Source organism: Microvirga solisilvae, from assembly GCF_022808595.1.
Lineage (GTDB): Bacteria > Pseudomonadota > Alphaproteobacteria > Rhizobiales > Beijerinckiaceae > Microvirga > Microvirga solisilvae.
This window is the reverse complement of record NZ_JAKUCN010000003.1, coordinates 1-13,541: the sequence shown is the minus strand read 5'-3', so window position 1 is coordinate 13,541 and position 13,541 is coordinate 1. Positions and strand designations below refer to the sequence as shown.

At 62.9% G+C, this 13,541-nt stretch carries 11 protein-coding genes and 1 pseudogene; 6 read left to right on the top strand and 6 right to left on the bottom strand.

All coding sequences use genetic code 11. The features are described 5' to 3' along the window. Positions 1–84: 84 nt before the first annotated feature. Positions 85–534: a hypothetical protein gene (locus MJ639_RS07310; RefSeq protein WP_243369772.1), complete on the bottom strand. Its 450-nt coding sequence runs from the start codon at positions 532–534 to the stop codon at positions 85–87. Between the two features lie 215 nt (positions 535–749). Here MJ639_RS07310 and MJ639_RS07305 point away from each other — a divergent pair, with 215 nt between their 5' ends. Beyond that, positions 750–1,256 carry a GNAT family N-acetyltransferase gene (locus MJ639_RS07305; protein WP_243369771.1) on the top strand — a complete coding sequence of 169 codons (507 nt, stop codon included), beginning with the start codon at positions 750–752 and terminating at the stop codon, positions 1,254–1,256. 165 nt (positions 1,257–1,421) lie between these two features. Continuing rightward, positions 1,422–1,949 (top strand): inorganic diphosphatase, encoded by a 528-nt coding sequence (ppa, locus tag MJ639_RS07300; protein ID WP_243369769.1) that lies wholly within the window; start codon positions 1,422–1,424, stop codon positions 1,947–1,949. A 96-nt stretch (positions 1,950–2,045) separates the two neighbouring features. Here the strand turns inward: ppa and MJ639_RS07290 are convergent, their stop codons facing one another. Next, on the bottom strand, positions 2,046–4,481 hold the full coding sequence (locus tag MJ639_RS07290; protein ID WP_279306561.1) for a calcium-binding protein: 2,436 nt from the start codon (positions 4,479–4,481) through the stop codon (positions 2,046–2,048). Between the two features lie 248 nt (positions 4,482–4,729). Beyond that, positions 4,730–5,989, bottom strand: a complete 1,260-nt coding sequence (locus tag MJ639_RS07285) for a ubiquinone biosynthesis hydroxylase (RefSeq protein WP_423790774.1) — start codon at positions 5,987–5,989, stop codon at positions 4,730–4,732. 145 nt (positions 5,990–6,134) lie between these two features. Between MJ639_RS07285 and tesB the strand changes: the two genes are divergently transcribed. From tesB to MJ639_RS07270, 3 genes are all read left to right on the top strand, one after another. Further along, on the top strand, positions 6,135–6,995 hold the full coding sequence (gene tesB / locus MJ639_RS07280) for an acyl-CoA thioesterase II (protein ID WP_243369766.1): 861 nt from the start codon (positions 6,135–6,137) through the stop codon (positions 6,993–6,995). Between the two features lie 207 nt (positions 6,996–7,202). Then, on the top strand, positions 7,203–7,541 hold the full coding sequence (locus MJ639_RS07275) for a P-II family nitrogen regulator (RefSeq protein WP_243369764.1): 339 nt from the start codon (positions 7,203–7,205) through the stop codon (positions 7,539–7,541). A gap of 33 nt (positions 7,542–7,574) precedes the next feature. Further along, positions 7,575–8,909, top strand: a complete 1,335-nt coding sequence (locus tag MJ639_RS07270; RefSeq protein ID WP_243369762.1) for an ammonium transporter — start codon at positions 7,575–7,577, stop codon at positions 8,907–8,909. 231 nt (positions 8,910–9,140) lie between these two features. Here the strand turns inward: MJ639_RS07270 and MJ639_RS07265 are convergent, their stop codons facing one another. From MJ639_RS07265 to MJ639_RS07255, 3 genes are read right to left on the bottom strand one after another with little or no spacing between them, the layout of a single operon-like run. Then, entirely contained in the window at positions 9,141–9,740 is a 600-nt protein-coding gene (locus MJ639_RS07265) for an SCO family protein (protein WP_243369760.1), read from the bottom strand. Positions 9,741–9,752: 12 nt separating this feature from the next. Then, a complete protein-coding gene (locus tag MJ639_RS07260) occupies positions 9,753–10,700 on the bottom strand; it encodes a DUF1775 domain-containing protein (RefSeq protein ID WP_243369758.1) in 948 nt (315 codons plus the stop codon). A gap of 42 nt (positions 10,701–10,742) precedes the next feature. After that, the gene (locus MJ639_RS07255) at positions 10,743–11,123 is read right to left on the bottom strand and encodes a hypothetical protein (RefSeq protein ID WP_243369756.1); all 381 of its coding nucleotides are present in this window, start codon (positions 11,121–11,123) and stop codon (positions 10,743–10,745) included. 134 nt (positions 11,124–11,257) lie between these two features. Here MJ639_RS07255 and MJ639_RS07250 point away from each other — a divergent pair. Then, positions 11,258–13,541: pseudogene (locus MJ639_RS07250) on the top strand (FtsK/SpoIIIE family DNA translocase); the annotation flags it as partial.

The following is a 13,541-nucleotide window of genomic DNA, read 5'->3' as shown; positions in this document are numbered from 1 at the left end:
CCTTGGCTTTGAAGGATAAGCCTTCCTCAATTGAGGACTAAACTTGAGAAGCGTCGATAAACGAACCGGGAAGCGGCGTCTGACCTATGATGCGGCGTGAGTCTTCAAGCCGATTCGTCCGCGACGCACGGGATCGCCGGGCCGCTGCGCACGACGCCCGATGTAGTCTCTGCCGGGATTATTCGTTCGCAGATAGGCGTGCAGCCGCCGCAGAACCTGCGGGTCGTCGGCAATGACCATGAGCACAACCACCATATCGCCTTGGTTGCATTGATCCGGCGTGGGCACTCGCCCGCCTTCGATCCACTCTCTTGCGGTTGCAGGCTCGCAAAGGGCCCAACCGACATAGCCGGCGATGATGCCGGCTCGGATGGCAAACCCATAATGCCCACGCTGAACCTGTCCCGCGATCGACCCTATAAGCCGGTCGGCTCGATAGGAGCCAAAGGGCTGGCGTGCCGCCGCATATCTTGCAGCAAGTCCAAGCGCTGCATTCTGGTCGGGGATCTGCTCTACGGAGATAAGATCCAACACGTTGTTTCCCATAGCCATCATTCCGCCTGGCCTGTTGGCGTGATGCCCCTTGCCTGGAAGTCTCCCGGCATGCGTCGTTTTGGCTCGTGATCCATGTCCCTCTTTTTGCTTAAAGAACCTGCGCTTGGCTAGGCCCTGTTTCGCGTCCGTTAACGGCTCGTTAACCATGATCCTGCGAAGCTCTTTTCATTGCCTCTCAAGCCTTTGCCGAAACCATGAGCGACCTTCTCGTCAGTATCCGCCACGCCAAGCCGGACGATGCTCCGGCCCTCTCGAAGGTGTTCGACGCCGCCTGGCGCGAAGCCTATCTCGGCATAATTCCCGGCATAACGCTCGACAAGATGTTCGCCCGGCGTGGCGAGCACTGGTGGCGCTCCACGGTCACCCGGGGACGTCCGTTGGTGGTGCTCGATATCGGACAGGGCATCGCGGGTTACGCTTCTTACGGCCGTTGCCGGGACCGGTCGCTGCCGGCAGACGGGGAGATCGACGAGATCTATCTCCTGCCCGAATACCAGGGCATCGGGCTCGGCCGACGCCTGTTCAAGGCCGTTCTGAACGACCTGCGCCATGCGGACATGTCGCGTGTGGCGGTGTGGGCGCTCGCGGAGAACGAGCGGGCCTGCGCCTTCTACGAGGGGCTCGGCGGACGCAGCGTCGCCCATGTGCAGGAGCGCATCGGCGGCACTCCTCTGGCTAAAGTGGCCTATCTCTTTCGCTGAAAACCGCTTTTTGGTTCTTGTTGCGCGAGCTCTCTCCGGCTAGGAAGCGCCAAAGCCTCCAGGAGCCTCCCAAGGCCCGAGGGCTTCATTTTGCTGCATTGGTGGGTGAAACAGAACCGTCTTCACCCAGCCAATGCCTCAAGCCTTGTTCCGGAGAACAGTTCTATGCGCCTTGATGCGATCCCGATTGGAAAGAACCCGCCTGAGGACGTGAACGTCGTCATCGAAGTGCCGCTCGGCGGCGAGCCCATCAAATACGAGATGGACAAGGAGTCGGGTGCCCTCTTCGTCGACCGCTTCCTGTACACCGCCATGCGTTACCCCGGAAACTACGGCTTCATCCCCCACACCCTGTCGGGCGACGGCGACCCATGCGACGTGCTGGTTGCCAACACCCGCGCCATCGCGCCCGGCGCCGTCATGAACGTGCGTCCCGTCGGCGTTCTCGTGATGGAGGATGATGGCGGCCAGGATGAGAAGATCATTGCTGTTCCGTCCAGCAAGCTCACCCAGCGCTATGACCGGGTGCAGAACTACAAGGACCTGCCCGAGATCACCTTGAAGCAGATCGAGCATTTCTTCGAGCACTACAAGGATCTGGAACCCGGCAAGTGGGCCAAGATCATCCGCTGGGGCGATGCTGCGGAAGCACGCCGCCTCATCATGGAGGCCGTCGAGCGCGCCAAGAAGTAAGCGCCGTACCAATAGAATAGGCTGGAGTTTCCTCCAGCCCTTCATAGTCGAAGGCCCGGCACAGATGTGAGCCGGGCCTTTTCTTTTGGGACTTCCTTAGAAGATGATGAAGTCTTTGTAGGTCAAAGCCAGATTCTTGGTGATGCTCGCGAACTGGATTGCAGCGGCCTTGCCCGAACCATCCGGATCGTAGAAGAGCGCGCCCTGCGACTTGAGATAGAGGATACGGTCGTCTGATTGCTTGAAGGCATTGCCTACGACGAACGCACCGCTCTTCAAAGTGCCCTTGGAGATCTTGAAGGCTGCGGAGGACAATTTGATCGTGTCGTAGCGTGGATTGAAATCGGCGATGTTGTCCAGATTTGTCCTCACATTGGGACGCACATCAAAAATGAACGTATCGTACCCGGCCCCGCCGTACAGCGCATCCTTACCGTTGCCGCCGTAGAGCAGATCGTTGCCGTCACCACCAAACAGCGTGTCGTTGCCGTTACCGCCATAGAGCGTATCGTTCCCTGTGCCGATCAGCCCAGCACCGCTGCTTCCATCGCCGCCCAGGACATAATCGTTGCCGTCATCGCCGTAGAGCATGTCGTTGCCTTTGCGGCCAAAAACACTGTCATTGCCGCCACGGCCATAGACGCGATCGTTGCCATATTCGCCAACGACCTGCTGGCTGGCATTCGTCCCATAGCGAACGACATTTGCGGTCTCGGTCATGTCATTGATGAGATTGAGCACAAAATCCCGCGTGGCGGTGCCCACCATGGCGCCATCGTTGAGATTCTTGATGCCGTCGGTCACTGTGATCTTGAGCGTGAAGGCGAATGAAACGCCGCTCGTGAGAGACTCGAAATTCAGCTTTCCGTCTTCCTTGACGCGGATGGTGCGACCGTCTTCATCGAGCTTGAAGTACGGGTTATCCTGTAAGGTATAGGTCAGCGCATCGCCATCGGCGTCCGTCGCGGCTAGCGTTGCGACCGCCGTATCCTTGGTTGCATTCTCCTTGACGCCACTGCTGTTGACCCAACTGTTCGATGCCATCGACAGGCTCAGATTGGTCGGAACGGCGGAATTGGTGAGCGCGTAGAGAACATCGTCGGTCGTGGCGTCGGTGGCGCCGGTGAATTTGAGCACACGGATGCCCTTGAGCATGTCGGTGCCACCCGCTCCTTCGATGGTATGGGTCGCGTCATCCGGATCCGGAATCTTGTGCGTGACCGTGTAGCTGGTGTCCTCGTCGCCGGTCGTCACGCTGATGGTGTAACTGTCCCTGGAGCCCGAGAATACGGCCATGTCGTTGCCGGCGCCGCCTTCCAGGATGTCGCTGCCATCGCCGCCCCAGAGAGTGTCGTTGCCGTTGCCGCCGATCAGCTTGTCGAGGCCGATGCCGCCGATGAGGCTGTCGGCGCCTTCGCCGCCGTCCAGGGTGTCGTTGCCTTCACGGCCATCGAGAACGTCAGCGCCGCTCCAGCCATGCAGCTTGTTGTTGCCATTGCTGCCGCTGATCGTATCGGCATTGCTGCCGCCTTGGACGTTTTCAATGTTCTTCAGGACATCCATACCCGAGCCTGAAGTGTTTTGGGGTCCAGTTTCGTTCAGATCGACCTTGACTGCATTCGAACCAAAATAGGTGACGGTGTCTTCGCCGTCGCCGCCATCGAGCGTGTCGTTGCCCTGGCCGCCATCGAGTGTGTCGGCGCCAAGGCCGCCCTCGAGAAGGTTGTCGGCAGCGCTGCCTGTGATGGAATCGTTGTGCTGACCGCCGACGATGTTTTCGATGTTGGTCAGCGTGTCGCTGTTATGTCCGCCGCCGATGTTTTGCTGGGTCGTGGTTCTCAGATCCACGGTAATGTCGCTGGTGGCATCGGAATAATCGACCGTATCGACACCGGCGCCGCCATCGATGGTGTCGTTGCCCGCGCCGCCGGAGAAGGTTTCCGACCCGGAGCTGCCATAGGCCTTGTCGTTGCCGCTGCCGAGCACGATCTTGCCGATCACGCTGCCGCCGGCGCCATCATAGATGTCGTCGCCCGCACCAAGGTCGATGGCGACGCCTCCGGGTGTGGTGGTGCGGATGATGCCGGTATTCACAACCCGGTCATTGCCGCCGCCGCCGATCACGGCCTTGCCCGTGGTGCTGATCATGCCGGAGTTGTAGACCTCAAGACGGCCGGTGCCGGACATCTTGATGCCCGTCTCGCCCATGATCGAGCCCTGGTTCATCACCTGGCCTTCACCGCCCGCAGAGAAGTTGATGCCGGCACCCGTGCCGCCCCAGATCAGGCCGCCCGTGTTGAAGACCTTGTTTGCATTGGCCGTTGTGCCCGTCGACGTGAACTCGATGGCGTCATTCTCACCGCGAATCGTGCTGCCGGGAAGGATGTTGATGTCCTGAATGCCCGAAGCATGGATCGCATCCTGCCCTGCGGTAAGATTCGTGACCGACACGCCGAAATACGTGATGTCGTTGGTGGTGAGGTTGACTTGTCCGGCCGGGGGAGGGCTCGACGGATCGTAGAACACGGGCATCGCGATATTCCGGAATCATATGAAAGGGACGGTATTTGATATGTTATTTCATATGATAGCGGAAGGGCCTCTGCTGCATATTTTCGCCACACCTTTGCAAATTTGCGGTGGCTGGCCTGCTGAGATCCAGGTCTCGTAAGAAGAAACTGTCGCTTCCCGACCTGGGAAGACAGTTAATGGGGCATGAAGGGTGAGCTTCCGCTAAGGCCTGCCGTAAGGATTCGGTCCGCGCGAACCTGATCCTCTTCTCAAAGAGCTTCGCCTTTCAGAAGCCGTGGCGCTTCGGGACGGCTCAAGCCCGCCGCCTCGCGGATGAAGAAGCGCTTCAGGCCCGGCATCCGGTCGACCAGTCCCAGGCCGAAATCGCGGATCAGGCGAACCGGCAGGACATCGTTCGAGAATAGCCGGTTCAACCCATCCGTGACGATCCCCATGGCGGTGATGTCCGCCCGGCGGGCGTGCTCGTATTGCATGAGCACATCGGCGCCGCCGGGATCCTGACCCAGGCGCATGGCATCGGTGATGATCTCCGCCAGGACCGCCACGTCGTGCAGGCCGAGATTGAGCCCTTGGCCCGCAATGGGATGGATGAGATGCGCCGCGTCGCCCAGCAGGGCCAGGCGCTCGGCCACGAAGGAGCGCGCCACGCCGAAAGCGAGCGGATAGGCCTGCGGCTTGGTCTCGAAGGCGATCTTGCCGAGCTGGAGACCGAAACGCTTTTCGAGTTCCGTCAGAAGATCCTCCGGATGGGATTCAAGCAATGCGGGCACGTTCGCGCTGCGCTCGCTCCAGACGATGGAGGAACGGTGCTGAACAGTGCCGTCGGGACGGACCTCGGCCTTCAGGGGCAGGATGGCGAAGGGGCCGGCCGGCAGGAAATGCTCCACCGCCCTACCCTCGTGATCGCGCTCGTGGGAGATCGTCGCGACGATGCCGGACTGATGATAGGGCCAGAAGATCCAGCCTATTCCCGCCTGTTCGCGCAGGCGCGAGCGCGCGCCATCGGCGGCCACGAGCAGAGCGGCGGAAATCGTCTCGCCGCCCGTCATCACCACATCGGTGCGCGAGCCTTGCACGGAGAAGCCCTTCACCCCCTCCGGCCTCAAGGTCACGCCGGCATCCTTGCATGCCTCGAGCAGAAGCGCTGTCAGATCGCCGGCCGTCACCATATGGGCAAAGACTTCGCCCTCCACGGCCCCCTCGAAGGTGAGATAAGTGGGGCGCACGGGATCCTGCAGGCTCGAATCGGTGATCACCATGTCGAGTATGGGCTGGGCCTTGTCGGCGACCCGGTCCCAGATGCCGAGCGCCTGGAACATCCGCTTGGCGGCAGCAGCGATGGCATAGGAGCGCCGGTCGCCATGGGGATCGCGGGTGAGCGCCGGATCGCACATCACCACGTCGACGCCGTCCGCCAGCGCGCGCTTGAGGGCAAGCGACAGGGACAGGCCGGCCAATCCGCCGCCTGCAATCACGATGCGCGACCGCTCCATGCCTGCTGCACCCATCATCGTCTCCCTAAGGCCAACTTGGAGGCCAACTTGATCGAACCCTATACGTTGGGTTTCAGCGATCCATTGACCAGCGTCAAGCTTGACGTTCGTGCGCCGCTCGCCGATGGATGACGCTTCTTTTGATGAGGATGACCGATCCATGTCCCGCGCCGTGACAGACCTGCTTTCCATTCTCGACCTCGAACAGCTCGAGGTGAACCTGTTTCGCGGCCAGAGCCCGAAGAGCGGCTGGCAACGGGTCTTCGGCGGACAGGTGATCGGCCAGTCGCTGGTCGCCGCCACCCGCACGGTGGACGGACGCCATCCCCACTCGCTCCATTGCTATTTCATGCTGCCGGGCGATCCCAAGATCCCGATCATCTACGACGTGGACCGCATCCGCGACGGCAAGAGCTTCGCGACCCGCCGCGTGGTGGCGACCCAGCACGGCCAGGCGATCTTCGCCATGTCGGCCTCGTTCCAGGTGGATGAAGGCGGCTTCGAGCATCAGGCCGAGATGCCGAAGGTGCCGGGCCCCGATGAGCTTCCCTCCGAGGAAGAGGTGAAGGGCGGCCTGCTGCTCAAGATGCCGGAGCCCATGCGCACCTATTACGAGCGCGAGCGCCCGCTGGAGATTCGCCCCGTGGAGCTTACCCGCTACACCTCGCGCGATCCAGGCGAGCCGCGTTTCCATGTGTGGATCAAGACCACGGGCAGCCTGCCCGACGATCCGGCGATCCACCAATCCGTCCTCGCCTACGCCTCCGACATGACGCTCCTCGACACGTCGCTCATTCCCCATGGCCGCACCGTCTTCGATCCGACCATCCAGGGAGCGAGCCTCGACCACGCCATGTGGTTCCACCGTCCCTTCCGCGCCGATGAATGGCTGCTCTACGCACAGGACACGCCCAACGCTTCGAGCGCCCGTGGCTTCTCCCGCGGCCTGATCTTCAGGCAGGACGGCACGCTCGTTGCCTCGGTCGCCCAGGAAGGCTTGATCCGCGACCGTTCTGCCTAGGAAGGCAGCTGCTTAAAAATTAATCAAACAGGACGTTTTCTGGCCAACCCACCCCTGCCTATGAAAGAGGCAGGGGTGTTGCCTCCTGCTTAGACAGGCTTGGCACGTTCCTTGCATATCCCCTTCCCGACACCGCCCGAGCAGGCGGGTTCAGTTGGAAACCATGGCCCGAAGGTTCGGGTCAGCGTCTCAAAGGGGGCAAGACCCATGAAAATCGTGATGGCGGTCATCAAGCCGTTCAAGCTGGAGGAGGTGCGTGACGCGCTCACCGCTCTGGGCGTGCACGGCCTCACCGTGACCGAGGTGAAGGGATACGGCCGGCAGAAGGGCCATACGGAAATCTATCGTGGCGCCGAATACGCCGTGAGCTTCCTGCCGAAGCTCAAGATCGAGGTCGCCGTAGCGTCCGACCTTGTGCCGAAGGTGATCGACGCGATCACGGCCGCTGCCCGCACGGGCCAGATCGGCGACGGCAAGATCTTCGTCACCTCGCTCGAGAAAGCGGTCCGCATCCGCACGGGCGAGACCGATTCCGACGCCCTTTAATCCTTCTCACTGGTTTTCCGGAGTTCCGATCCGATGAAGTTCCGTTCCATCTTTCCCGCGCTCGGCGCGCTCGCTGTGAGCCTTGCGGCTCTTGAACCCGCTTTGGCGCAAGACGCCGCCCCCACCGTCAACAAGGGTGACACCACCTGGATGCTCATCTCGACGATCCTCGTGATCCTCATGACGATTCCGGGCCTCGCGCTGTTCTATGGCGGCCTCGTGCGCACCAAGAACATGCTCTCCGTTCTCATGCAGGTCTTCGCGGTATTCTCCCTCGTCGCCATCCTCTGGGTGTTCTACGGCTACTCGCTCGCTTTCACCTCCGGCGGCGAAGGCACGCTCGGCGCCATCATCGGCGGCTTCTCGAAGGTGTTCCTGGCCGGCGTGACCGGTGAAACCACCGCCGACACCTTCACCAAAGGCGTCGCGATTCCGGAATTCACCTTCGTTGCCTTCCAGCTGACCTTCGCGTGCATCACGCCCGCCCTGATCGTCGGCGCCTTCGCCGAACGCATCAAGTTCTCGGCCGTGATGCTCTTCACCGCCCTGTGGTTCACCTTCATCTATCTGCCGATCGCGCACATGGTGTGGTTCTCCGAGGGCTATCTCTTCGGCCTCGGCGCTCTCGACTTCGCGGGCGGCACGGTGGTGCACATCAACTCGGGCGTTGCCGGCCTCGTCGGCGCTCTCCTTGTCGGCAAGCGCATCGGCTATGGCCGCGACCTGATGGCGCCGCACTCGCTCACCCTCACCTTCGTCGGCGCCTGCCTTCTGTGGGTGGGTTGGTTCGGCTTCAATGCCGGCTCGAACTTAGAGGCCACGGGCGGTGCCGCTCTCGCGCTCTTGAACACCATCCTCGCTCCGGCCGCTGCCGGCCTTGCCTGGATGGGCGTCGAAGCCATCGGCAAGGGCAAGGCCTCGCTGCTCGGCATCGCATCGGGCGCCGTTGCAGGCCTCGTCGCCATCACGCCGGCTGCCGGTCTTTCCGGCCCGATGGGCTCCATCGTGCTCGGCCTCGTGGCCGGTGCGGCCTGCTACTTCGCGGTGACTTCGCTCAAGAATGCTCTCGGCTATGACGACGCGCTCGACGTGTTCGGCATCCACGGCATCGGCGGCATCATCGGCGCCATCGGCACGGGCATCGTGGCCGCTCCCTCGCTCGGCGGCTACGGCGTCGGCGAGTACAGCATCGGCGGCCAGGTGTGGACGCAGATCATCGCCGTCGTCATCACCCTGGTGTGGACCGGCATCGGCTCCGTGGTGCTCTTCAAGATCGTCGACCTGATCACGGGCCTGCGCGTCACCCAGGATGCCGAGCGCGAAGGTCTCGACCTCGCAGCCCACGGCGAGCGCGCCTACAACTACTAAGCCAAATAAAATCGCATCGGGCGAAATGCCCGATGCGCAACGAAGCCTTCCAGAGGCTCAAAAAGGAAAAGCCCCGACCGCAAGGCCGGGGCTTTTCTTATGATCATTCAAATCGCGTCATCCCGGACGAAGCATAGCGAAGATCCGGGATCGTCTTCAGGAGAAGGCGCCATTCTTGTCATGCGATCCCGGGTTCTGCTGACGCAGCCCCGGGATGACGCTTGCGAAAGATCACCCGTTCTTGATCAGCTGCTGAAGCTTCTTGCGTCTGATCTCGGCCGTCTCCTGGAAATTCGACGTGCCGTAGAAGTCGCCCTTGCTGTCCATCAGGAAGATCGTGGCCGAGTGATCCATGGTGTAGCCGCTGTCGGTGGGCACCTTGCGGTAATAGATCTTGTAGGCCTTCGCCACCGCTGCGATTTCCTCGTTCGTGCCCGTCAAACCGACGATGCGCGGATCGAAGGATGACAGATAGGTCTTCATCAGCTCCGGCGTATCCTGTTCGGGATCGACGCTGATGAACGCCACACGCAGCTTGTCCGAATCCTTCCCTAACGATTCCAGATCCTGCGTGAGATCGTAGAGCGTGGTCGGGCACACTTCCGGGCAATGGGTGAAGCCAAAGAACACGGCGAAGGGCTTGCCCTTCAAATCAGCATCGGTGAACGGCTTGCCTTCGTGCGATGTCAGGCGGAACGGCCCACCGATCGGCACCTTTCCGAGAGCTTGCTGCGTCGCGGGCTGGAAGATGAACAAAGCCGTGGTGAGCAGAATGCCGAGTCCTGCGAGAAACACCACGAGCGGAATGAGAAGCGAGCGTTTGAAGGCCATCCGTTCTCTCCCTTAATGCTTGTGCTCGGCGGCGGCAGGAGCGCCGCCCATGCCGCGCACGGTGTATTCCACATTCACCGTTCCGGCCTTCTCGAACACGAGCGTGCCCTTCACGCTCTGGCCTTCGGCGAGCGGCGTCTTCAGATCCATGAACATGAGATGATAGCTGCCGGGCTTCAGTTCCACAGTGGCTCCGGGCTTGATCTCGAGCCCGCCCGCAACCTGCTTCATGCGCATGACGTCGTTTTCCAACTTCATCTCATGCACCTCGACGCGCGATGCATTGGGGAACGAGCCGCCGATCAGGCGATCCGTCTCCGTTCCGGTGTTGGTGATGCGCACATAGCCGCCGCCCACTTTCGCACCGGCAGGCGTGGCGCGCGACCAGGGCTGCTCGATGGTGAGCGCACCGATCTTCTGCGCGGCTGGCGCGGCATTCGCAGCGGCTGCGATCTTCACGCCCGGCGCGGGCATGGCGAGCTTGTGCGGATCCTCTCCGGCGGCGGGAACCTGCACCCATTCCTCGGTGCCTTTTTCGCATTCCTGCACCACGGGGAAATACACCGTCGCGCCGGGCTGAAACGCATCGGTGAAGCGCGCCTGGAACACGAACTCGTCATAGAAGGCATCGTCGAGCGAACCGGTCCAGACGATGTCGGTGATCCCTTCGGAGACGGTTTCTCCATGCACCTGATAGGCGCGCACGTAAGCGCCTTTCGTGGTCTCGAGCTTCCAGCCTGCTTTCGGCATCGGCTTCACCGCGACGACGCCCTCGGGAATGCGCACGCGCACTTTCAGCGTCGGCTGTCCGTCACAGCCGTGAGGAATGCGCAAGATGGCCTTGTAGGTGGAGTTCGGAGTGGCCTGCGCCGTCTCGAACGAGACATGGGCGAAAGCAGGCGCGGAAATGGCGGTGAAAGCGGCTGCGACCAGCGCACCGCGGATACGAGACGACAACATGAGACATGTCCTGTGAGAATTCGGGTGATCGACGAGAAGCAATCAGCCGAGGCGCGGCGGGGCGCGCGATCCGACAGGAAGAATGGTCGAGGTAACGGGTGAATGCGAAGAGACGACAGGCCCGTGCGCAATGAGCACGACGGCAAGCGGCTGTTCCAGGGAAACAGCTTCGGAAAGCGGACCGCCCGTTCCTGCATGATGGCAGCTGAGGATGCAGCACAGCCCGTCATGGGCCTTGGCCGGATCGTGATCGGGCCGGGCCTGTCCGTCTTGAAGGCAGAGGATGCCCTGGGGCCCGGCTGCTTCAGCCGCATGGGCCGCGCCGCTCAAGGAAACCAGGACCGTCTGCAGCACGAGCGCATAGGCCACCAGCGCCGCGAGAGCGGCGCGCTTCCAGCCGGAAATGGTGTCCTTGCGCGTCATGGCCGGGACACTCCTCCTTCCGGACCTTCGCGTCAACTGCGCAGAAGCCCCGACACGGTTAATAGCCCCTTAACCCGCCCCCTCTAAACTCCCGGCATGTTCGTCTGTCTTTATCCGTTTTTCAGAGTGGTTTGATGCGTTCGGCCCGCCGTTCCTCCTCTTCCGCCTATGACGGCCTTTTCAGCGCGTTGCGGGCTTTTATCGCCCGCCGGACGCAGGAATTGACCGGCCTGTGCCTCGTTGCCGCCGCCGGTGCGGTGGCGGTGGCGCTCGCCACCTGGTCGGTTGATGATCCGAGCCTCAACAACGCCACCGATATTCCCGTCCGCAACATGCTCGGCTGGCCCGGCGCCATCGTGGCGGACCTTCTGATGCAGCTTCTGGGCCTTGGCGCCATCGCGGCGGTGCTGCCTCTGGCGCTGTGGGGCTGGCGCCTCATGAAATCGGGTGAGCTCGGCCGCCTGCAGCTGCGATTCGTCCTCTGGGTCATGGGGGCGAGCGCGGCCACCGCGCTTGCGAGCGCCATGCCCGCCACCGATCGCTGGCCGCTCCCGACAGGCCTCGGCGGCGTCGCGGGAGATGCGATTCTCACCGGTGCCAAGGCCGTCACCGGCCTCTCCAGCGGCTCGGCCAGCGCCGTTCTCGGCTTCCTCTTCGCGGGCATCGCGATCCTGTGCCTAACCGCCGCCTGCGGCATCAGCCCCAACGAGGACCATCACTACGACGAGCCGGAGGAGGAAGAGCGTCCCCGTCCGGCAAAGCGCCGCCAGATCGCCGATCTGGACGATCCCGACGATGGCAGCCACGACGAGCCCGGCTGGGGCATCGTATCCCTGGGGGCCCTCGCCCATGGGGCGATGAGTCTTCGCGCCGCCGCGCGCCGCTGGAGCGAGCGCCGTCATGCGCCCGTCGAGGACGAGGAATACGAAGCCGCCCCCGCTCCTCGCCGCTCGGGCCGCGACGGAGCGGTGCGCCGCGAGCCCGTACTCGACGCGCCTTCGGCCCGTCCGTCGCGGACCGCGCCCGCTCCGGCCTATGACGACGAAGACGATGCTTATGACGATGAGCCCGTGCCGCAGGCCGTGCCCCGTGCCGCCATGCGGCCGGAGCCTGTCTCGGCCCGCGTCGGGCCCGTGCCCACGGCGCCGAAGCCCGGCAAGCGCATGGCCCGCGAGGCACAGCCCTCGCTGCTCGACGAAGAGAATTATCAGCTGCCGCAGCTGAGCCTGCTGGCCGAGCCGAAGAAATCATCCGCGCCGCTCATCTCGGCGGAAGCACTGGAGCAGAACGCCAATCTGCTCGAAGGCACATTGGAGGATTTCGGCGTGCGCGGTGCGATCACCAAGGTGAGCCCCGGCCCTGTAGTGACGTTGTATGAGCTGGAGCCTGCGCCTGGAACGAAGTCGTCGCGGGTGATCTCGCTGGCGGACGACATCGCCCGCTCGATGAGCGCGGTCTCGGCCCGCGTCGCCGTGGTCCAGGGTCGCAACGCCATCGGCATCGAGCTGCCCAACCACAAGCGCGAGACCGTCTACCTGCGCGAGTCGCCGGCACCACCGGCTCGGGCAAGTCGGTGGCGATCAACACCATGATCCTGTCCCTGGTCTACCGCATGACCCCGGCCGAGTGCCGCCTGATCATGGTCGACCCGAAGATGCTCGAGCTCTCGGTCTATGACGGCATCCCGCATCTGCTCACCCCGGTCGTCACCGACCCGAAGAAGGCGGTGATCGCCTTGAAATGGGCGGTGCGCGAGATGGAGGACCGCTATCGCAAGATGTCCAAGCTCGGGGTGCGCAACATCGACGGCTTCAACGCCCGCGTCTCCGAGGCCAAGGCCAGGGGCGAGACCATCACCCGCACGGTGCAGACCGGCTTCGACCGCGAGACCGGCGAGGCGGTGTACGAGGACGAGGTGATGGATCTCGAGCCGTTGCCTTACATCGTGGTGATCGTCGACGAGATGGCTGACCTGATGATGGTGGCGGGCAAGGAGATCGAAGGGGCGATCCAGCGTCTGGCGCAGATGGCCAGAGCGGCGGGCATCCATGTGATCCTGGCGACGCAACGCCCAAGCGTGGACGTGATCACCGGCACGATCAAGGCGAACTTCCCGACCCGCATCTCGTTCCAGGTGACCTCGAAGATCGACTCTCGCACCATTCTCGGCGAGATGGGAGCGGAGCAGCTTCTGGGCCAGGGCGACATGCTGTACATGGCCGGCGGCGGGCGGATCACGCGCGTGCACGGGCCGTTCTGCTCGGACGAGGAAGTGGAGCATGTGGTGGCGCATCTGAAGCGCCAGGGCCGTCCGCAATATCTTGAGGCGGTGACCGCCGACGAGGAGGAGGCGGCCCCCGACACGGCGGTGTTCGACCAGGGCGAGTTCGGGGCTCCGGGCGGAGATTTGTACGACCA

Bases quoted from the DNA above. Each gene is read 5' to 3' on its own strand.
- MJ639_RS07305 (WP_243369771.1), top strand. From the start codon at position 750: ATGAGCGACCTTCTCGTCAGTATCCGCCACGCCAAGCCGGACGATGCT.
- ppa (WP_243369769.1), top strand. From the start codon at position 1,422: ATGCGCCTTGATGCGATCCCGATTGGAAAGAACCCGCCTGAGGACGTG.
- MJ639_RS07290 (WP_279306561.1), bottom strand. From the start codon at position 4,481: ATGCCCGTGTTCTACGATCCGTCGAGCCCTCCCCCGGCCGGACAAGTC.
- MJ639_RS07285 (WP_423790774.1), bottom strand. From the start codon at position 5,989: ATGGGTGCAGCAGGCATGGAGCGGTCGCGCATCGTGATTGCAGGCGGC.
- tesB (WP_243369766.1), top strand. From the start codon at position 6,135: ATGTCCCGCGCCGTGACAGACCTGCTTTCCATTCTCGACCTCGAACAG.
- MJ639_RS07275 (WP_243369764.1), top strand. From the start codon at position 7,203: ATGAAAATCGTGATGGCGGTCATCAAGCCGTTCAAGCTGGAGGAGGTG.
- MJ639_RS07270 (WP_243369762.1), top strand. From the start codon at position 7,575: ATGAAGTTCCGTTCCATCTTTCCCGCGCTCGGCGCGCTCGCTGTGAGC.
- MJ639_RS07265 (WP_243369760.1), bottom strand. From the start codon at position 9,740: ATGGCCTTCAAACGCTCGCTTCTCATTCCGCTCGTGGTGTTTCTCGCA.
- MJ639_RS07260 (WP_243369758.1), bottom strand. From the start codon at position 10,700: ATGTTGTCGTCTCGTATCCGCGGTGCGCTGGTCGCAGCCGCTTTCACC.
- MJ639_RS07255 (WP_243369756.1), bottom strand. From the start codon at position 11,123: ATGACGCGCAAGGACACCATTTCCGGCTGGAAGCGCGCCGCTCTCGCG.